Annotated in this window: 20 protein-coding genes; 12 read left to right on the top strand and 8 right to left on the bottom strand. The window is 35.9% G+C overall.

What is annotated here, in order from left to right:
* The first annotated feature begins 7 nt into the window (after positions 1–7).
* Genes bamA through EOJ36_RS07445 form a run of 3 tightly spaced genes read left to right on the top strand, consistent with a single transcriptional unit; the run spans position 8 to position 3,852 of the window.
* On the top strand, positions 8–2,650 hold the full coding sequence (gene bamA / locus EOJ36_RS07455; RefSeq protein ID WP_238944436.1) for an outer membrane protein assembly factor BamA: 2,643 nt from the start codon (positions 8–10) through the stop codon (positions 2,648–2,650).
* A gap of 12 nt (positions 2,651–2,662) precedes the next feature.
* Positions 2,663–3,226 (top strand): OmpH family outer membrane protein, encoded by a 564-nt coding sequence (locus EOJ36_RS07450; protein WP_262707593.1) that lies wholly within the window; start codon positions 2,663–2,665, stop codon positions 3,224–3,226.
* 23 nt (positions 3,227–3,249) lie between these two features.
* Positions 3,250–3,852: an OmpH family outer membrane protein gene (locus EOJ36_RS07445; protein ID WP_127803927.1), complete on the top strand. Its 603-nt coding sequence runs from the start codon at positions 3,250–3,252 to the stop codon at positions 3,850–3,852.
* An 80-nt stretch (positions 3,853–3,932) separates the two neighbouring features.
* Here the strand turns inward: EOJ36_RS07445 and EOJ36_RS07440 are convergent, their stop codons facing one another.
* The 3 genes from EOJ36_RS07440 to EOJ36_RS07430 are packed head-to-tail and all read right to left on the bottom strand — an operon-like array spanning position 3,933 to position 6,430.
* Positions 3,933–4,667: a sulfite exporter TauE/SafE family protein gene (locus tag EOJ36_RS07440; RefSeq protein WP_127803925.1), complete on the bottom strand. Its 735-nt coding sequence runs from the start codon at positions 4,665–4,667 to the stop codon at positions 3,933–3,935.
* Between the two features lie 3 nt (positions 4,668–4,670).
* Complete coding sequence (locus EOJ36_RS07435) at positions 4,671–5,258, bottom strand: lipoprotein signal peptidase (RefSeq protein ID WP_127803923.1); 588 nt, start codon at positions 5,256–5,258, stop codon at positions 4,671–4,673.
* The gene (locus EOJ36_RS07430) at positions 5,255–6,430 is read right to left on the bottom strand and encodes a proline dehydrogenase family protein (protein WP_127803921.1); all 1,176 of its coding nucleotides are present in this window, start codon (positions 6,428–6,430) and stop codon (positions 5,255–5,257) included. The genes EOJ36_RS07435 and EOJ36_RS07430 overlap by 4 nt, the downstream gene beginning before the upstream one ends.
* A gap of 114 nt (positions 6,431–6,544) precedes the next feature.
* Between EOJ36_RS07430 and EOJ36_RS07425 the strand changes: the two genes are divergently transcribed.
* Entirely contained in the window at positions 6,545–7,639 is a 1,095-nt protein-coding gene (locus tag EOJ36_RS07425; protein WP_127803919.1) for a chorismate mutase, read from the top strand.
* Positions 7,640–7,812: 173 nt separating this feature from the next.
* Here the strand turns inward: EOJ36_RS07425 and EOJ36_RS07420 are convergent, their stop codons facing one another.
* Positions 7,813–8,712, bottom strand: coding sequence for a DMT family transporter (locus EOJ36_RS07420; RefSeq protein WP_164847868.1), 900 nt, complete (start codon positions 8,710–8,712; stop codon positions 7,813–7,815).
* 68 nt (positions 8,713–8,780) lie between these two features.
* Here EOJ36_RS07420 and EOJ36_RS07415 point away from each other — a divergent pair, with 68 nt between their 5' ends.
* The 4 genes from EOJ36_RS07415 to gatC are packed head-to-tail and all read left to right on the top strand — an operon-like array spanning position 8,781 to position 11,125.
* Positions 8,781–9,155 (top strand): Rid family detoxifying hydrolase, encoded by a 375-nt coding sequence (locus tag EOJ36_RS07415; protein WP_127803915.1) that lies wholly within the window; start codon positions 8,781–8,783, stop codon positions 9,153–9,155.
* Positions 9,156–9,158: 3 nt separating this feature from the next.
* Positions 9,159–10,658 (top strand): glutamate--tRNA ligase, encoded by a 1,500-nt coding sequence (gene gltX / locus EOJ36_RS07410; RefSeq protein ID WP_127803913.1) that lies wholly within the window; start codon positions 9,159–9,161, stop codon positions 10,656–10,658.
* Between the two features lies 1 nt (position 10,659).
* The gene (locus tag EOJ36_RS07405; protein ID WP_127803911.1) at positions 10,660–10,848 is read left to right on the top strand and encodes a hypothetical protein; all 189 of its coding nucleotides are present in this window, start codon (positions 10,660–10,662) and stop codon (positions 10,846–10,848) included.
* Positions 10,838–11,125 (top strand): Asp-tRNA(Asn)/Glu-tRNA(Gln) amidotransferase subunit GatC, encoded by a 288-nt coding sequence (gene gatC, locus EOJ36_RS07400; protein WP_127803909.1) that lies wholly within the window; start codon positions 10,838–10,840, stop codon positions 11,123–11,125. Before EOJ36_RS07405 ends, gatC begins: the two co-directional genes overlap by 11 nt.
* A gap of 1 nt (position 11,126) precedes the next feature.
* Here the strand turns inward: gatC and aroB are convergent, their stop codons facing one another.
* Entirely contained in the window at positions 11,127–12,155 is a 1,029-nt protein-coding gene (gene aroB, locus EOJ36_RS07395) for a 3-dehydroquinate synthase (RefSeq protein WP_127803907.1), read from the bottom strand.
* 142 nt (positions 12,156–12,297) lie between these two features.
* Here aroB and EOJ36_RS07390 point away from each other — a divergent pair, with 142 nt between their 5' ends.
* Positions 12,298–13,278 carry a pyruvate dehydrogenase complex E1 component subunit beta gene (locus tag EOJ36_RS07390; RefSeq protein ID WP_127803905.1) on the top strand — a complete coding sequence of 327 codons (981 nt, stop codon included), beginning with the start codon at positions 12,298–12,300 and terminating at the stop codon, positions 13,276–13,278.
* 142 nt (positions 13,279–13,420) lie between these two features.
* On the opposite strand, the gene EOJ36_RS07385 is transcribed toward EOJ36_RS07390, so the two are convergent.
* Entirely contained in the window at positions 13,421–14,905 is a 1,485-nt protein-coding gene (locus EOJ36_RS07385) for a Do family serine endopeptidase (RefSeq protein WP_317125904.1), read from the bottom strand.
* A gap of 185 nt (positions 14,906–15,090) precedes the next feature.
* Here EOJ36_RS07385 and lysS point away from each other — a divergent pair, with 185 nt between their 5' ends.
* Positions 15,091–16,806 (top strand): lysine--tRNA ligase, encoded by a 1,716-nt coding sequence (gene lysS / locus EOJ36_RS07380; RefSeq protein WP_127803903.1) that lies wholly within the window; start codon positions 15,091–15,093, stop codon positions 16,804–16,806.
* Positions 16,807–16,911: 105 nt separating this feature from the next.
* Here lysS and EOJ36_RS07375 read toward each other — a convergent pair whose 3' ends face one another.
* Positions 16,912–17,106 carry a cold-shock protein gene (locus tag EOJ36_RS07375; protein ID WP_127803901.1) on the bottom strand — a complete coding sequence of 65 codons (195 nt, stop codon included), beginning with the start codon at positions 17,104–17,106 and terminating at the stop codon, positions 16,912–16,914.
* Between the two features lie 112 nt (positions 17,107–17,218).
* On the opposite strand from EOJ36_RS07375, the gene EOJ36_RS07370 reads away from it, so the two are divergent.
* Positions 17,219–17,440 carry a PspC domain-containing protein gene (locus EOJ36_RS07370; protein WP_127803899.1) on the top strand — a complete coding sequence of 74 codons (222 nt, stop codon included), beginning with the start codon at positions 17,219–17,221 and terminating at the stop codon, positions 17,438–17,440.
* On the opposite strand, the gene EOJ36_RS07365 is transcribed toward EOJ36_RS07370, so the two are convergent.
* Positions 17,437–18,432: a glycosyltransferase family 2 protein gene (locus EOJ36_RS07365; RefSeq protein WP_127803897.1), complete on the bottom strand. Its 996-nt coding sequence runs from the start codon at positions 18,430–18,432 to the stop codon at positions 17,437–17,439. The genes EOJ36_RS07370 and EOJ36_RS07365 overlap by 4 nt on opposite strands.
* 91 nt (positions 18,433–18,523) lie before the next feature.
* Between EOJ36_RS07365 and EOJ36_RS07360 the strand changes: the two genes are divergently transcribed.
* Entirely contained in the window at positions 18,524–20,230 is a 1,707-nt protein-coding gene (locus EOJ36_RS07360) for an amino acid permease (RefSeq protein WP_127803895.1), read from the top strand.
* The last annotated feature ends 50 nt before the right edge of the window (positions 20,231–20,280 follow it).

Here is a 20,280-nt window from a genome sequence, read left to right as displayed (position 1 = left end):
GACCAAAGTGGTAAAAAGAATTTTTGTTTTTGTAGTTATTTTATTGGCAGGCCTTTCTCCAAAAGGTTTTTCCCAAGTTTTAGGTAGAAGGTTATTAAATACCGCTCCAAGTCAAAGCACCTCTAGCTTTTCTTATGCAGATCCGAAAGATTATGAGATCGCAAATATCATTGTAACAGGTTCAAAATTCTATGATGGAAATTCCATGATTAGTATTTCTGGATTACAGGTGGGGGATAAAGTGAAAATTCCGGGTGATATTTTGGCATCTGCCATTAAAAAAATAATGGAACAGGGGATTTTAGAAGATGTCCAAATTTATGCGAATAAGGTAGAGGGAGAGAAGGTTTGGCTAGAAATTCACTTAAAAGAAAGACCACGTTTGTATTCTATTACCTATCAAGGAATAAAAAAGGGAGAAAGAGATGCTATCTCTGAAAAAGTTAAGACGTATAAAGGTAAAATTATTACCGAAACACTTCGCAAAAACTTAGAATTAGCCATTTCTAAATATTACCAAGAAAAAGGTCGATTGAATGCAGTGGTTAAATCTGTTGTCAATACAGATACTTTAAGAGGTAATAATGCGGTATTAATTGTTAAAATTGATAAAGGAGAAAAGGTAAAAGTGGACCGAATCGATTTCGATGGAATTAATCCAAAGGATAGAGGATTATTGCTGAGAAAGTTGAAAAATACTAAGCAACAGCGCTTTGGTAGAATTTTTAAGCCTTCAAAATTTGTTCCTAAAAAATGGGAGGAAGACAAAGAAAAATTGTTGACAGCCATGAACAAATTAGGATATCGCGATTTTAGAATTATTTCTGATTCAATTTCAAAGAAGGGAAAAACGCATGTATCTATTAAAATTAAAGCCGAAGAAGGACATAAATATTATTATAGAAATGTCAATTTTGAGGGTAATTACATTTATCCCGATTCAGTTTTAAATGAGGTATTAGGGGTTAAAAAAGGAGATGTTTACAATACAGAAGAATTAGACAAGCGAATGGGCGGAAATCCAGGTGAGGATTTGAGCTCTGTTTACATGGATAATGGATATTTGTATTATAACGCAGAACCAGTAGAAACAACCGTTGAAGGAGATTCGATTGATTTAACGATTCGTATTTCTGAAGGAAAACAGGCTACTATCAACAAGGTTATTTTAAATGGTAACACCAAAACTTCTGACCATGTGGTTATGCGTGAAATAAGAACCTTACCAGGTCAGAAATTTAACAAATCTGCCATTATTCGTACAGTTCGAGAGCTTTCAACAATAGGTTATTTCAATCCAGAAAAAATTGAACCTAAGCCAAATCCACGCGCTGATGGTACTGTAGACATTGAATATAATGTAGAGGAAAAACCTTCTGATCAAATTGAATTGTCAGGTGGTTGGGGAGGTTACATCGGATTTGTAGGTACCTTAGGGGTGACTTTCAATAATTTCTCTGCAAGAAATGTTACAAATTTGTCGGCATGGAGACCCTTGCCAGCAGGGGATGGGCAAAAACTTTCTTTACGTTTACAAGCAAATGGAGCTGCCTATCAAAACTATAGCTTAACTTTTACAGAACCTTGGTTGGGCGGTAAAAAACCTAATTCATTTTCTGTTAGTTTAAACAGTAGTATTTCTTATCCCTATCAATTCCGTTCTGCCGGATACTCAAATTACGGTAGTGGCTATGGAAGTGGATATGGTTATGGAGGTTATGGAGGTTACGGAGGATACGGAGGATATGGAGGATATGGAGGATATGGAGGATATGGTGGTTACGGTGGTTATTCATCCTACTCGGTACCTGATTCTTTATTAACAGCTCACTTCAACGTAAATAGTTTAACTTTTAGTTTGGGAAAAAGATTGAAATGGCCAGATGATTATTTCTCTTTAAGTAATTCCATTTCAATAGCTCAATACGATGTAGATCGTTATTATACATGGGCATATCCGCAAGGTAAATCGACTTCGATTACCTTCATGACCAATTTCTCAAGAAATTCAGTGGACAATCCAACTTTCCCTAGAAGTGGTTCTTCCTTTTCAATGACCGCCTCTTTAACACCACCTTATTCCTTAATGGGAGGAAATACAAGTGGAAATTTAATTGAGTACCACAAATGGATGTTTGATGCTTCATGGTATTCCTTATTAATAGGTAAATTTGTATTGCATACCAGAGCACATTTAGGATTTTTAGGTTCTTATGGTGGTCGTGAAACCACCCGTTTTGAACGTTTCGATTTGGGAGGTTCGGGTATGGTACAAGGATTCTCATTTAACAGAGACATCGTTGGCTTAAGAGGCTATAAAGACCGTGTGATTGGACCATCTGGTACTTATGGTAATGGAGGGGTTGCTTATAATAAATTTGTGATGGAAGTTAGATATCCTGTTTCTTTAAATCCATCCGCAACTATCTTTATGTTGGCATTTGCTGAAGGAGGTAATAACTTCTCATCTTTAAAAGATTACGATCCATTTAATTTGTATAAATCAGCGGGAGTAGGTGCTCGAATTTTTATGCCAGCTTTTGGTATGATTGGTATCGATTATGGATTTGGATTTGATAAACCTAGACCAGGAGACTCTGATTTTGGTCGACAAGCCTTTACCTTTTCCATTGGTCAACAAATTAGATAAGACCCTGATATCATGATTAAAAAGTTAAATTTTTTAGTAATTTTGGTGTTATTCCTTGTGGGGAATAGTGCATTTGCTCAAAAATTTGGGTATATTGACACTGAATTTATTACTTCCAAAATGCCTGAATATAAAAGTGTTCAACAAAAAATTGAACAAAAAACACAGGCTTGGATGAAAGAAATTGATCAAAAGCAAGAGGATTTAAGTAAATTGGAAAGAGAGTTGAAGTTAGAGGAAGTTTTGTTGACTGAGGATTTGAAACAGCAACGCCAAAATCAAATCAAAACAAAGGAGCAGGAAGTAATCAATTTGCAAAATAAAATATTTGGTCCAGAAGGTGAATTGTTTAAAGCAAAACAAGCTGCACTAAAGCCTATTTTAGATGAAATTTCTAAAGCAGTAGAAAAAGTTGTTCGTGCTAAAAGATTGGATTTCGTTTTCGACAAAGCAAGTGATGGACTTGCATTAATTTATACCAACCCAGTTCATGATTATTCAGATTATGTAATTGAAGAATTGGGGATTGAATTAGATCCCAATATTGCTGATAAGGCAAAGGATAATAAAAAATAAAAACTAACAATTAAATTAAAACAATGAAAAACAAGTTTGTGTTGGCTTTAGGCCTTATTTTTGGCTTAGCAACAATGCCTTTAACGGCGCAAGTAAAAATTGGATTTATTAACGCTGACTACATTTTAGCTCAAATGCCTGAGGCTAAACAAGTGGAGGAAGACTTAAAAAATACACAAAAACAATACGAAACTTTATACCAAAGTAAGGTAAAAGATTTCCAAGATAAATTAGCTGCTTTTGAAAAATTACCAGCTACTACTTCTGACGTAATTAAGCAAGATAAAGAGAAGGAATTACAGAATTTACAATCTTCAATTCAAGAATTTCAACAAAATTCTCAAACTTCTTTGCAAAAGAAACAAGCTCAATTATTACAACCTTTGTTGAAGAAAATTGAAGAGAATATGCACGCAGTAGCAGATGCAAATGCATTTACATATGTCTTCAATTATGATGCAGGTATGGGAACAGCTCCAATTTTGTTACACTTTCCTGCAGATGCAAATATGTCTGATTTAGTGTTGAAGAAAATGGGAATTACTCCTAAGCCAGCAACTGCAGCTGCCGCACCAGCAGCCTCAGCTCCGGCAGCAGCTCCAAAGCCAGCAGCACCGAAGAAATAATTGTTAATTGTTAGTTGTTAATTGTTAATTATTGATAGTTTTAAAAATATCTTTTATAATTAACAATTAACAACTAACAATTAACAATTAAAAAAGTAGTGCACCAATTGCACCCCTGCCGTAAGGCAAATGATACTCAATAATATTATTTGAAATAATTTTTCAGATAAATACTCCAAAATTCTCTTTCCGAGATAAGTGCCCAAAATACTTATTAGAATTAAAAATGGCATAAAAATCAGGTATTCTGATTTGAAAAATCCATTGTAAATATAAATACCTGCCCGACTAAAATCAACCCCAAAATCGATGATTGCCGAGGTTGAAATAAATGCATTTTTTTCTAATTGAAATGCAGCTAAAGTAATTCCTCTTATGGCACCTCCTGTGCCAATTAATCCTGCAAGAAATCCCGAAACGGTGCCACCTGCATATAAATTTTGATTGCTTTGCTTGAGTTTTTTATGATGCCCGGTAAGTAAATAAATTGCCAAACTTAGGATGATTAAATTCATGCCTAATTCAATTTCTTGTTGTGGAATATATTTCGTTAAAATAGCACCTAGAATTACAAAAATAACAGCAGGAATTCCCAGTTTGATAGCAATTTCTTTATTGATTCCTTTTCGGAATAAATAGATTTTTGAAATATTAGAAAATACGTGAAAAACAGCAGTGATACCTAAAACGATTTGGAAATCGAAAAAAGCAGATGCCAAGGGTACAAATAGTATGGAAGATCCGAAGCCACTAACGGTTCCAACAATTTCTGCCACCAATGCCAAGAAAAAGAAAAGAATATCGTGTAATTCCAATTGTTATATGCTTGCTTTTTTGTCGAAAAAATGATTTTGAAAAATCAATATAGCAACTACTCCGCAAAAAATACTAGCATCAGCAAAATTAAAAATAGGGGTTGAGTAATAAGTGCCACCCCAAATTGGAATCCATTCAGGTAAAATACCCTCCCAGAAGTCGAAAAAGAACATGTCAATTACTTGGCCGTGAAACCATTGCATGGGTGCTCCATAGGGTGCATTCCCTAAATATTTTCCATAAAATATGGAGTCGATTAAGTTTCCTATTGCGCCACCCAGAATCATTGCCACACAAGTTAATAAACCTGTATGTGATTTTTTATTGTGTAAAAAGTAAAGGCCATAACCTATGCCAAACATGGCGAAAATCCTAAAACTAGTTAGGAATAATTTTCCATAGATTGATCCAATTTGCATACCAAATGCCATACCTGGATTCAAGGTGTAATGCAATTTGAAAAAGCCAATAATTTCTATTTGTCCTGGGAATCCAGGATCCATGAAAAAGTGAACCGACAATTTTATTGCCTGGTCCATCAGAATGATGATAAATGCTAAAATGTAATAAAATCGTAAGGGTAATTTCATTTTTTCTTTCTTCTCAAAACCTCTTTTTGTAACAAGCTAAACTCTCTAGATGTTTGTCCAGCAATTGAAGTGTTTTCTTCTGCTCTTCTAAATAAATAGGGCATAACTGACTCAACCGGACCATAGGGGACGTATTTTGCCACATTGTATCCTAACTTTGCTAACGTGTAAGAAATATTATCTGACATGCCCAATAATTGAGCAAAAAATATACTTTCGTGGTTGCGCGGCAAGTTTTGATGCTCCATTAATTTGCACAACAATTTGCAACTTATTTCATTATGCGTCCCTATGCAAAATTTGATGGTATTTAAATTTTCTACACAAAACTGTATGGCTGCATCAAAATCTCTATCTGTATCTATTTTATCCTTGTGAATAGGTTCGGAGTATTCATCTTCATGCGCTCTCAATCTTTCCTTTTCAATGTAGGCACCTCTTACCAATTTGGCTCCTAAAGTGAATCCTTTTTCTTGGGCAATTGCAGTTATCTTTTTCAGGTTTTCTAACATATCTGTTCGATACATTTGAAAGGTATTGAAAATGATGGTTTCGCTTTGATTGAATTTTTCCATCATTTCGTACGTCAATTCATCAATGGAATTTTGAATCCAACTTTCCTCTGCATCAATAAATAGTTTTATCTTTTCGTCATAAGCTTTTTGACAAATTTCTAAGAGGATTTCTTTGCTGTGTTGAAATTCTGCATCTTCCTCTTCTGTTTGAATACCAGCTTCAGTTTGATATGCCTCAAGTAATTCGGATTTGAAAATTCCTGTTAGCTTGAAAACCGCAAAGGGGATGTGTAAATCTTGTTTAGCTTTTAAGATGGTCAGAATGATTTCTTCTTTTGTTTTTTGGAAAGATTTTTCATTTTCTTCCCCCTCTACAGAATAGTCTAAAATTGTACCAATATTGGATTTGCCTAACTTAAGAATCGTTGATTCACAGTCTTTTATAGTTTCTCCACCACAAAATTGTTGGAAAATCGAGATTTTTATAAGTTTTTTTATGGGAAAATGTAAAAAAAGGAGCAATTTGATAAAAAAAGTCCCTAACTTTACAAGCCAATTTTGGTTCATTGTGGCAAAAATCCAATAAGCCTTCTTGAGTTGAAAATCACTTTTAGCTTCAAAGGCAATTTGGGTATCCTCAAATGATAATTCTTTCATTTACGGAGCAAGTTTGTTGCTGGTTTTGAAAATAGGATGCAAATATAAGTGAATTGTTTTTATAAATTAAAATTTTAGTACCCGGAAGTATATATCCGAATAAATGTAAATATTATGAATGCCAAATTAGATGTAGTGCCGATGCAGAACTGGATCAATACCAATGGAAAGCCATTGATTATTGCAGGTCCTTGTTCAGCTGAGACGGAAGAGCAAGTATTAGAAACTGCTAGAAGAATTAAAGCAGAAGGTTATGCACACATTATGCGTGCTGGAGTTTGGAAGCCTCGTACCCGTCCAGGAAGTTTTGAAGGGAACGGAGAGCCTGCATTGAAATGGTTAGTAGAAGCTAAAAAAGAAACCGGTTTACCAACTGCTGTTGAGGTTGCTACTCCAGAACATATTGAATTAGCTTTAAAATATGGTGTAGATGTGTTGTGGATTGGAGCAAGAACTACAGTGAATCCTTTTAACGTTCAAGAAATTGCAGATGCTTTAAAGGGTGTAGATGTTCCTGTATTGGTAAAAAATCCAGTGAATCCAGATTTGGCTCTTTGGGTTGGTGCATTTGAGCGTTTACAAGGTGCAGGTATTAAGAAATTAGGTGCTATTCACCGTGGTTTCTCTAACGCACAAGAAACTAAATACAGAAACTCTCCAATGTGGGCTGTTGCTGTAGAATTGAAAAGAATGTTCCCAGAGTTACCTTTAATTGGTGACCCTTCTCACATGGCTGGAAAGCGTGCTTATTTAAATGAATTATCTCAGCGTATTTTAGATTTGAATTACGATGGTATGATCATTGAAACCCACCGCAATCCGGACGAGGCTTGGTCTGATGCTTCTCAGCAATTAACTCCAGAAGCTTTAGGTGAAATGTTGCGTGAATTAGAAGTACGTAAAGCAAATTATGGTTCTGATTTCTCAGACGAATTAGCCAAATTACGTGAGAAAATTGACAACATCGACCGTGAATTGATGGAGGTTTTGGCAGCTCGTATGTCAGTTGTTGAAAAATTAGGAGAGTATAAGCGCGATAACAACGTTGCCGTTTTACAATTGGATCGTTGGAAGCAATTACACGCCGATAGAGCTAATCAAGCAAAAGGATTAGGCCTATATCCTGAATTTATTGAAGAAATGTTTAAATTAGTTCACCTTGAATCTATCAGAAAGCAGACAGAAGTAATGAATTCTGCAACGGTTTAAAGCGGCAACCCTTGTGGTTGACGAAAAAGCCAGTGTTTCTTTTAAGATCCACTGGCTTTATTTATTTTAAAGGCAACCGCAAGGGTTGGTACTTAAAGGCAACCACAAGGGTTGGTACTTAAAGGCAACCACAAGGGTTGGTACTTAAAGGCAACCACAAGGGTTGCCACTTTTCACTTTCCACTTTTCACTTTAACGCTTCCCCAAACCACTAAACCCATCCCTAATAATACAAACCATTCGGGTAATCCTTTTCCTAAAATTATTTCAATGGCAATTGAAAATAAAACAGATGAATTACCTACTGCTCCCACAACAGTCGTTTTTTCATACCTTAAAGCCTGAGTAGTAAACCCTTGTACTCCTAAAGCTAATAAGCCTAAAATAAAGGCTTGAATCCATTCAATACCCTGTGGCTGCACCCATTGAGCCGACCAAAAACCTGGCTCCGATTCTATATAGGAACCTATTCCCAATGAAATGATTGAGGCAATAAACCCACTTCCCATAAAGGAGACAATAACCCAGCGAGAATCATAATATTTTTGCGCCTCCTTAATGGCCATATAACCCAAGGCTGTTCCGATGGCATATAAAATGCCAATACTGTGTTTTTGCCATGAAACCAAGGCATCTGGTCTGAAAATTAACAAGATTCCGAAAAATCCCATTAACAAAAATAAAAATTGCTTACCTGTTAATTTTTCGGTCGGAATCCAAATGAAGGTAAAAACGGCTATAAAAAGCGGAAAGGCTTGTCCGTAAGTGTTGGTTAGGGAAAGTCCTAAATGTTCTAAAGCATAAAACAAACAATACAAAGTAAAGGCTCCTAAAATGCCACGATAAATTAAAAACAATAATTTTCCACCAATTTGTTGGATGGGTGGGTTTCTCCACAAACTCCAAAATAAAAAAGGTAAACCAACTGCACTTCGGAAGAATACGAGTTCAATGGAAGGGAACCGGGAATTCATTGATTTTGCTAAAGCAGATAAAATTGAAAAACATAAGGAAGATAGCAGCATAAATCCAATGCCTTTTTTGCTTTCAATGAGTTTTTTGATTTTTAGCATATTCAAATTTGCAAAAATCATTTAAGATTCCCCACAAATTTTTGGTAACTTGCATCTCTTTTCAAATTATGACGAAGAAAATAATTTTTACCGAAGCTGCTCCGGCAGCTATTGGTCCCTATTCACAGGCTGTTCAAGCTGGACAAACGTTATACGTCTCAGGTCAAATTGCTTTGGCGGTTTTTGAGGCCGGTGGAAGTATTGAAGAGGAAACCCTTCAGGTAATGAAAAACCTGCAGGCCATTCTTTCTGCCGCCGGTGCTACTTTTGAGGATGTTGTTAAATGTTCTATTTTTATTGAAAATATGGATGATTTTGCAATAATAAATCAAGTGTATGGACAGTTTTTTCCAAACAATCCGCCTGCCAGAGAAACTGTTCAGGTAGCTCGTTTGCCTAAAAATGTTCGTGTAGAAATTTCTTGTATTGCCCATTTATCTTAATTTATGAATCCTGTTCGTGTTCGTTTTGCCCCAAGTCCTACCGGACCTTTACATATTGGAGGTGTACGTACTGCCCTTTATAATTATTTGTTAGCCAAACAAACTGGCGGAAAGTTTTTACTTCGCATTGAAGATACCGACCAAACACGTTTTGTGCCAGGTGCTGAACAATATATTCTAGAAAGTTTAAATTGGTTGGGTATAAATCCCGATGAAGGCGTAGGCGTGGGTGGTCCACATGAACCTTATCGTCAAAGCGAAAGGAAACATTTGTATAAGGAATATGCCGACCAGCTTTTGAAAAGTGGTAAGGCTTATTATGCATTTGATACCGCCGAAGAATTAGATGCTATTCGTAAAACCTATGAAAGTAAGGGTGGGGCATTTCAATACAATGCTGCCACTAGAGGTAAATTAAAAAATTCTTTATCGCTTTCTGAAGAGGAAACAAAAGCTTTGTTAGCCTCAAATTCGCCGTATGTGATACGTTTGAAGGTGCCAGCAAAAGGGGAAATTCGTTTTCAAGATAGCATTCGTGATTGGGTGCATGTGCACACCTCAAGTATCGACGACAAGGTATTAATGAAATCGGATGGTATGCCAACATACCATTTAGCGAATGTGGTGGATGACCATATCATGGAGATTACGCATGTGATTCGAGGGGAAGAATGGTTGCCTTCTGCACCTTTGCATATATTATTGTATCAAGCTTTTGGTTGGACTCCACCTACTTTTGCCCACTTGCCATTGTTGTTGAAACCAGAAGGGAATGGTAAATTATCTAAGCGAGATGCAGATTTAGGAGGTTTTCCAGTTTTTCCATTAGAATGGACAGACCCAGTTACTGGGCAAAAAGCAAAAGGATTTAGAGAGGAAGGATATTTGCCAGAAGCAACAATTAACTTCTTGGCATTTTTAGGTTGGAATCCAGGTACTGAACAAGAACTGTTTAGTTTGGAAGAATTGGTTACCGCTTTTTCATTGGAAAGAATAAACAAGGCAGGTGCAAAGTTTGATGTGCAAAAAGCCAAATGGTTCAATGAGCAATATTTGAGGAATCAACCAATTGAATCTATTGCTAAACAATATGTAGAACATTTGGAAACCTCAAAAGCAGAAGCTTTTGTTGGATTATATTTGGATCGGATTACCTTTCCAAATGAATTAAAGACCCTTGCTGTAGAGTTTTTTGAAATGCCGGTAACCTATGATGAGCAGGTAGTAACCAATAAATTGAATGAGGAATCACGCAGAGCTCTTGAATTGATTTGTGATAAATTACCCGATTCAGTTTCAAATTGGAATGCAGAATCTATAAAAGAAGGTATTCATCAAATTTTAGAGGAGTCTGGAATTAAAATGGGGAAGGTAATGCAGTTATTACGTGTTGCCTTAAGTGGTAATGGTGCAGGTCCTGATTTAATGATTTCAATGGAACTTTGGGGAAAGGATTCAGTGTTTCAACGTTTGAAATTGGCCTTAGATAAATTTCCAAAATAATATGGCAAAGGAATCGAATAAATCAGGTAAAAAAGCACCTAAGGTTCATCCTGAATTGGAAGGATTTGAATTGAATATTGATTCATTTGGACAAATAGTTTCTTCAATTGATCGAGATAAAATCAATCAGTTTTTAGATAAACATTTGCCAGAAGACAAAAAATTGCAAAATAATACAGATGAAGATTAGTACAGAAGAAATAGAAAAAATTGCGCATTTGGCCCGACTGGAATTATCCAATGAGCAAAAAGAGGAGATGAGAAGTTCGGTGGAAAAGGTGTTGGTATGGATGGAAGCGCTTAATGAGGTTGATACAGATGGTATTGAGCCATTAGTACATATTACAGAAGCCTTAAACAATTTCAGACCTGATGAGGCAAAACCTACTTTAGATCGTACAAAAGCCCTGAATTTAGGTCCAGACACCAATGATCAATACTTTAAGGTTCCTCAGGTAATTGAATAACTTAACCGATGTAAAAGGCTAATGCTTCTTGCATTTCCTTTTTACTAACCGGAATATCATAGCCGCAATCGCCTATGCCAGTCAACAAGGAAAAGAGCACTTCTTTTCCTTTATTTTTTTTATCCTGAAGGGTTAAAGTAACAATTTCTTCAATTTCATTTGTTGAAATGTGTACTTTTCCATAGGTTTCAAACAAATAAATTTCAATATCCTCCAATTCCTGAGGGGAAATCAAACCTCTTTTTTCAGCTAAAAAGGCTTCCGTAATCATTCCTACTGCAACAGCTTCCCCGTGTAAAATTTTCCTTTTTCCTTTGTCCAACAAAAATGTTTCTATTGCATGTCCAAGGGTGTGGCCGAAATTCAATATTTTTCTTAGTCCTTTTTCTTTGGGATCTTCTTCAACAATCTTTTGTTTGATTTCAATGGAATGTTGAATTAATTCGGCAAAATTATTTTCAAACCAATCCATTTTGCGGATGACATCCCACATTTTAGCATCACGAATTAAACAATGCTTAATAATTTCTGCAAAACCGGATCTTTTTTCTGCTTCTGGTAATGTGTTGGTAAAACTTGGATCAACCAAAACAGTTTTTGGCAATTGAAAAACGCCAATATGATTTTTGAAACCATTGAAATCTATACCTAATTTTCCTCCCACACTCGCATCCACTTGCGAAAGTAGCGTAGTTGGAATTTGAATAAAGTCTATGCCTCTTTTATATGTTGAGGCACAAAATCCACCCATATCTCCAATAACACCACCACCTAAATTGATTAATAAGGCATGTCGATCTAATTTGGCATGGGTCAAAGCTTCCCAAATTTTTGTGCAAGTGTCAAGGTTTTTATTGTTTTCACCTGATTTAATTTGAATTTTAACCGTATTGCTTGGAAGGCTGTCTTTTATTTTGGGAAAACAAAATTTATTTGTTTTTTCATCTACCAAAACAACAACTCTTGAATATGAATTCTTTTGTAAAAAGGCTGAAAGCGAGCTTGAAATAGGGGCAATTTGAACGGACATTGGCTTTTCTTTGGTTCCAAAACCTAAAATTACATCTAAATAATTAATTTATGCGCTTAAAGTGCATAAATTAGGTTTTGTTCTATAGAAATTCTTGCCTAATTTTGCACCCGGAAAAGAATAATTCTTTTTCAATCAAAATATGAGAGAAATTCAATTTAGAGAAGCCTTACGTGAGGCAATGCAAGAGGAAATGCGCCGTGATGAATCCGTTTTCTTAATGGGTGAAGAGGTTGCAGAATACAATGGAGCTTATAAAGTTTCACAAGGAATGTTGGATGAATTCGGTCCCAAGCGTGTAATCGATACTCCTATTGCTGAATTAGGTTTCGGTGGAATTGGGGTAGGTGCAGCTGCAAATGGTCTTCGTCCAATTGTTGAATTTATGACCTTCAACTTTTCTTTGGTTGCAATTGACCAAGTAATTAACTCAGCTTCTAAGTTGATGTCTATGTCTGGTGGACAATATTCTTGTCCAATCGTTTTCCGTGGACCTACTGGTAACGCTGGACAACTTTCCTCTCAACACTCTTCAAACTTTGAAAATTGGTATGCCAATACACCTGGTTTGAAAGTCGTAGTTCCATCTAACCCAGCAGATGCTAAAGGATTATTGAAAGCCTCTATTCGCGATAATGATCCGGTTATTTTCATGGAATCAGAATTGATGTATGGTGATAAGGGCTTAGTTCCAGATGGTGAATTTTTAATTCCAATAGGTAAGGCTGCTGTAGTTCAAGAAGGGAAAGATGTGACGATTGTTAGTTTCGGTAAGATGATCTCTCGAGTTGTGGTTCCGGCTATGTTAGAATTAGAAAAAATGGGTATTTCAGTTGAATTAATCGACCTTCGTTCGGTTCGTCCAATTGATTACGATACAGTTTTAGAATCAGTAAAGAAAACAAATCGTTGTGTAGTAGTTGAAGAAGCTAATCCTTTATCAGCTATTTCTTCTGAAATCGCTTACAATGTACAGCGTTGGGCATTCGATTTCTTAGATGCTCCGGTTATTCGTGTAAACTCTAAAGATTTACCTTTACCTTACGCTCCAACTTTAATTGAAGAGATTTTACCTTCTGTAGATCGTACAATTGCTGCTGTTAAGGCGGTGATGTATAAGTAAGTGAGCAAAGTGAGCCAGTGAGCAAAGTGAGCCAGTGAACTAGATTAAGAACAAAAATAAAAGAGCTAATTAGAAATTCTAACTAGCTCTTTTTTATTATCAAACCTCTGCTCACTTGCTCACTGGCTTACTCTGCTCACTCCTACAACACATATATAAACCTCGAACCATCCACATCAACCCCTTCTAATTTAATACGGCCTTTCTTGCCTTCTAAGGCAGCGATGGCTTCATTAGGAGAGTTTACAGCTTTATCGTTGATTTTAGTGATAACTACACCTTTTTCAATTCCATACATTGCCAATCGCCCATCGGCATCAATTTCAGTAACTTTAACTCCAGCAGTAACTTTGTATTTCGATTTATCTGCCTGAGATAATGTGCCAAATTTAGCTCCTAAGAAATCAGATTTACTTGTTTCTCCGGTAGAACCTTTTACAATGCTGGTATTTCCATCCAAATTGCGAAGAGTTACTTTAAATTCTTTATTAGCACCATCGCGATTAACGGTTACATCAACTACCTCACCCGGACGCTTACGATTCACGATTTCCATCAATTTTGCAGAAGTTTTGGTTTCAACGCCATCTACTTTAGTGATAACGTCATTTACTTTTAATCCAGCTTCTTTACCAGCTGAATTTTCTGAGAAACCACCAACATATACCCCATTAGTAGTTTTCAAATCTTTTTCTTCTGCCAATTTAGAATTTACCTCAATGATTTGAACGCCTAAATAACCTCTTTGTACGTTTCCGTATTTGATTAAATCTCCCGAAACCTTTTTCACAATACTAACCGGAACCGCAAAAGAATAACCCGCAAATTGTCCGGTACGAGAATAAATTGCGGTATTAATTCCCACCAATTCGCCTTTTAAATTTACCAATGCACCACCCGAATTTCCTGGATTCACCGCCGCATCAGTTTGGATGAAGGATTCTAATGGATTCGTTTTACCTTCTGGATCCCTGTCGATGATGTTCTGACGTCCTTTAGCTGAAACAATACCTGCTGTAACTGTAGATTCTAAATTAAACGGATTACCTACTGCTAAAACCCACTCTCCAACGCGTAGGTTGTCCGAATCCCCAAAAGTTAAAAATGGTAAATTTTCTGCCTTGATTTGTACCACGGCCAAATCAGAAGAAGGGTCAGTGGAAATAATCTTTCCTTTAAACTCTCTTTTGTCATTTAATACAACTGTAATTTCATCTGCATCCTCAACCACGTGATTGTTAGTAACTATGTAACCATCAGCACTAATGATTACTCCTGAACCAGAAGCCTCTTGCGGTTGCATTCTTCTTTGCTGTCCGCCACCACCAAATGGGTCACCAAAACCAAAGAAATCATCAAAAGGACTAGAAAATTGTCTGCCCATTGACTTTGGTGCTGATTTTGTTTTGATATGCACAACAGCTGGGGTTGATTTCTCCGCTGCAAAAGTGAATTCTCCTGGATTACCCGGAACATTTACAGATGAGACATTTGTGGTAAATGCTGAAGGGGCATTTCCTATGGATGACGAATTGTCGATGTTTAATAAATGATAAGCACCTAAGGTCAATCCGCTTGAAACTAGGCCCACCAATAAAAGTGGCTTGATTTGATTTTTAATTTCCATAACACTTAAGCTTTTAAGTTTAATTATTGATACGAATTTAATTTAATTTTTGTTTTTCAATTAAGTTTAATCGATTCTTTAACATTATTTAAGAAAATTTTGTTCGATTGCCTGCTTATAGAACTTGATTTTTTTAAATGCCGCTTAAATTGGCTAATTTTGCAGCTTGATAAAAAATTCATCCTATGATTTTAAGTGAGCAAGAGCAACTTCGAAGACAAAAAAGATTAGACCTCATGGCCTTGGGCATTGACCCCTATCCAGCTGCAGAATTTCCAGTTGATACTTTGTCGAAACAAATAATAGATGAATATTCCGCTGAAAAAAACAATTTTCAAGAAGTTTGTTTAGCAGGTCGATTGATGAGTTTCCGAATCATGGGAAATGCTTCTTTTGCCGAATTGCAAGATGCCGCTGGTCGTATTCAGTTATATTTTAGAAGAGATGACCTATGTCCGGGCGAAGATAAAACTTTGTACAATACAGTATTTAAAAAGTTGTTGGACATCGGCGATATCATCGGAGTTAAAGGATATGTTTTCACGACACAAATGGGGGAGATTTCTGTCCATGTGCGTGAATTTACTGTTTTATCAAAAGCTTTAAAGCCTCTTCCAATTGTAAAGGAAGCAGATGGTCAGACCTTTGATGCATTTTCTGATCCAGAAATGCGTTACCGTCAGCGTTATGTCGATTTAATCGTTAATAGTCAAGTTAAAGATATTTTTATCAAGCGTGCAAAGATCATTTCAACGATGCGACGCATGTTTGATGATAGGGGATGGTTAGAAGTAGAAACTCCTGTTTTGCAGGCAATTCATGGTGGTGCTTCAGCAAGACCTTTTAAAACGCATCACAATACCCTCGATATGCCGCTTTATTTGCGTATAGCAAATGAATTGTATCTAAAAAGATTAATTGTTGGTGGATTTGATGGGGTGTATGAGTTCGGTAAGATGTTTAGAAATGAAGGAATGGATAGAACCCATAATCCGGAATTTACATCTTTGGAATTTTATGTTGCTTACAAAGATTACAACTGGATGATGAATTTAACAGAATTGATTTTCCAGACGGTTGCAGAAGCTTTACACAGTAAAACAGCAGTTCAGGTAGGTGAAAATACAATTGAATTTGCTGGTCCTTATCCTCGTTTAAGTATTTCAGAAGCAATTAAGCAATATTCAGGAGTTGATGTTGATGCACTTTCGGAAGATGAACTTCGTGCTAAATGTATTGAATTTGGTATGGAAGTTGATGAAGGGATGGGAAAAGGCAAATTAATAGACGAATTATTTGGTGAAAAAGTAGAAGCAAATTTGATTCAGCCTACGTTTATTACCGATTATCCTGTGGAAATGTCGCCATTGACAAAGAAGCATAGAAGTAAAGAAGGTTTGGTAGAGCGTTTTGAATTATTTGTAAATGGTAAAGAAATTGCAAATGCTTATTCAGAGTTAAATGACCCAATAGATCAAAAAGAGCGATTTGAAGATCAATTGCGTTTGGCTGAACGAGGGGATGATGAGGCCATGGCAATGGATCATGATTTTATTCGTTCTTTGGAATATGCAATGCCACCAACCTCAGGAATTGGAATTGGAATTGATCGTTTAACGATGTTGATGACTAATCAATCTTCAATTCAGGAGGTATTATTCTTCCCTCAAATGCGTCCGGAGGTAATTAAAGAAGTAGATTCTGAACAGGATTTTGTAGATGCCGGGGTTGATGCAATATGGATTCCTGCCTTGCAAAAAATGGGTATTTTAACCATTGAGCAATTAAAAGAGGCAAATCCTAATAAGGTATTCAATGATTTAGGGGGCTTGCGAAAGAAAATGAAAATTGATGAGCCTATGCCTTTAAAAGAAGAAGTTCAGGCTTGGATACATGGTTAAAAATAAAGGCTACCGTTTGGTAGCCTTTATCTTTTCTCTTTGATAGAGATCAATTGTACTGTTATATTCAGGAATGAAAACTCTTATCAAAAATTGGGAAGAAAATTAGATCTTCTTCACGTTTGTTGCATTCGCACCACGCTTTCCATCGATAACCTCGAAAGAAACTGAATCGTTTTCGCGAATAGTAACACCACCTAAGCCAGTTACGTGAACGAAAATGTCCTCACCAGTTTGGTCGTCAACGATAAAACCAAATCCTTTGGTTTCATTGAAAAATTTTACTTTGCCAGTTTGCATAAAATAATTTTAGTAATAAAAGTCAAATGTATCAAAAAAAATACCCAATACAATTTTTTTTGTAGTTTTTTTTCAAAAAATATAAGTTATTTTTGTAGAAAATTGAACCAAAATGGAAAAACTTAAATACTACGTTGAGTCTCAGGCCTTTGGAGTTTGTTCACATTTAGGAGAAAAATTTAAAATAAATACAAACAGTATTCGATTGTATTTTATTTATACATCCTTTCTAACCATGGGTTCCCCTATAATTATTTATTTGGTTTTAGCTTTCTGGATGAACATTCGCAGGTATTTACGCGAAAGAAATCATCCTTCCGTTTGGGATATTTAGGGTAAATCAGAATATTTCTTGATTTTTTTGACAAAAAATTGCCAAATAATTGATTTGGGATAAAATTCTATTTTCCTACTTGGATAAATTATGTGCTTTTCTTTTACTGTAAGTAGATACTTGTAAAAGCCAAAATGAGCTTGTAAAATTGCCCAACAATGTGCACTTTTTTTATTTAACAAGAATTTAATTCCAGCTAAGCCGTCTAAAATTAGTCGCAGGAAAATCAATATAAATTGATTGGGTCCATTAAAATTTTTATATAATAGGATTAAATTGTTTCGGAAGTTTAAATAGGTTTTTTGTGGATTTTCAGCCTGTAGGGTTCCGCCACCAACATGTAAAACCTGGCTGTTGGCTACGGCGGCAATATGATGCCCTAATTTTCTGATTCGGCAACATAAGTCAATTTCCTCTTGATGGGCAAATAGGTATTCGTCAAATCCACCGGCTTTCCAAAAAATTTCTCGTTCAATTGCCAAACAAGCACCTGAAGCCCAATGTAGATCATTGATACTTTGGTATTGCTCCTGCTGATTTTCACAGATATCGAATAAACGTCCCCTGCAAAAAGGATATCCTAAATAGTCCAAATAACCTCCAGCGGCACCTGCATATTCAAATTTTGAAGGATTTATTTCTTGTAAAATAAAGGGCTGAGCGGCCTTTACAGAAGGGTTTTTTTGAAGATATGTTGTTAAGTTATCTAGCCAATTAGGTAAAGGTTCAATGTCGGAATTCATTAAAATATACCAATCAGCATTAACCATTTTCAATGCTTCGTTGTAGCCACCAGCATAACCTCTATTGAAGGGTAATTTCAATAATTGAATTTCTGGAAATTTTTTTTCTAAAAAGGAAACAGAATCATCGGTTGAAGCATTATCTGCAACTATAATAGAAGCACCTTTTGAATTTTGTATAACCTTGGGTAAAAATTTTTCTAAAAAATTTCGACCGTTAAAGTTCAAAATGACGATGGCTATCTGCATAATTTTAAAATTGTACAAAGTTAAAGAAAAGCATTCAATTAGAATTTTAATTAAAAATGTATTTTTGTCAATTCATTTTTCATCAAACTATATGGCATCAGGTCTATTCCGAAAAAAATCTATTGAAAAAATAATTTCTGACCAGCAGGAAATGGAAGCCTTGGAAGGGGCATCTATGGTGCGCAATTTGGGTGTACGAGATTTAACCTTTTTAGGAGTAGCCGCAATTATTGGTGCAAGTATATTTTCTGCTATTGGTCAAGCTTCTGCAAATGGTGGTCCTGCCGTATCCCTTTTGTTTGTTTTTACAGCAGTGGCCTGTTTGTTTACGGCCTTTTGTTATGCTCGTTTTGCTGCAACAGTTCCTATTTCGGGAAGTGCTTATACGTATGCATATACTTCTTTAGGAGAAATAATTGCATGGATTTTGGGCTGGAATTTGTTGTTAGAGTATGCCATTTCCAATGTTGCAGTAGCAATTTCTTGGTCGAAATATTTTGTAGATCTGTGTGAAGGACTTGGATTACACATTCCTGAATACCTTACCATGGATTTTCTTTCTGCCAAAAGAGCCTTTACAGAGGTGCAGCCTTTGATAAATTCAGGAAAACAATTGTCGGAATTGTCTGTGAATCTTCGCGAAGGATATACCGCCTATTTAGAGGCTCCTGTGTTTTTAGGTTGGCATTTTGTTGCCAATTTACCAGCTTTATTTATAACAATTTGTATCACTTATTTGGTTTATATAGGCATCAAAGAAAGTAAGAATATGAACAATGCTTTGGTGGTGATGAAGTTACTCGTGATTGCCCTAGTGGTTGGTATAGGGGCTTTTTACGTAAAAGTTGAAAATTGGAGTCCTTTTGCTCCCAACGGTATAGCTGGTGTTTTGAAAAGTGTAGCTGCTGTTTGTTTTGCCTATATCGGATTTGATTCAATATCAACTACTGCAGAGGAGTGTAAAAATCCACAAAGAGATATTCCTCGAGCCATGATGTGGGCTTTGGGTATTTGTACCATATTATATGTTTTAGTAACCTTGGTTTTAACGGGGATTGTCCCCTCTGCAGGTTTAGCCGGCATAGAAGATCCATTGGCCTATATGTTTACCATTGTTGGATTGCACGGAGTAGCAGGGGTTGTGGCAGCAAGTGCAGTTATTGCTTTGACAAGTGCTTTATTGGTGTATCAATTGGGGCAACCAAGAATATGGATGACGATGTCGAGAGATGGTTTATTACCCAAGGCTTTCTCAAAAATTCATCCAAAATACAGAACGCCTTCTTTTTCAACAATTATGACAGGAGTCTTAGTAGGCCTACCTGCTCTTTTTGCCAATTTAGAAGAGGTAATTAATTTAAGCTCAATTGGTACCTTGTTCGCTTTTGTATTGGTTTGCGGAGGTGTGCTTATTTTAGATTTGAATCCAGAAAATCAGAAAAAATCCAAATTCAAAATACCGTATATTAATGCAAAGTATGTAGTGGGAGGTAGTTTGCTAGTAGCAATGTACCTTTTTTATCCTGAATCTATTGGCGATTGGTTTAATGTACATTTTACTGGAAATGCAAAAGCAGATAGCTGGATAATGTCTTTGTTTTTTGTGGCTTGGTTTGTGCTTGCATTTTTTAGTTACACCAAAAATCTTTCTTTAATTCCTGTTTTGGGGTTATTAGTTAACCTTTATTTAATGACCCAAATGGGGTCGGCTAACTGGGAGCGATTTATTTATTGGTGTTTGGTTGGTGTGGTTATTTATTTTGCCTACGGATACAAGAGAAGTAAATTGAAATTATGAGTTATGAGTTATGAGTTATGGGTTGTTAAAAATTCATAACTCATAACTCA

Source organism: Sandaracinomonas limnophila, assembly GCF_004005965.1.
Classification (GTDB): Bacteria; Bacteroidota; Bacteroidia; order Cytophagales; family Spirosomataceae; genus Sandaracinomonas; species Sandaracinomonas limnophila.
This window is presented reverse-complemented; position numbering and strand designations above follow the sequence as displayed.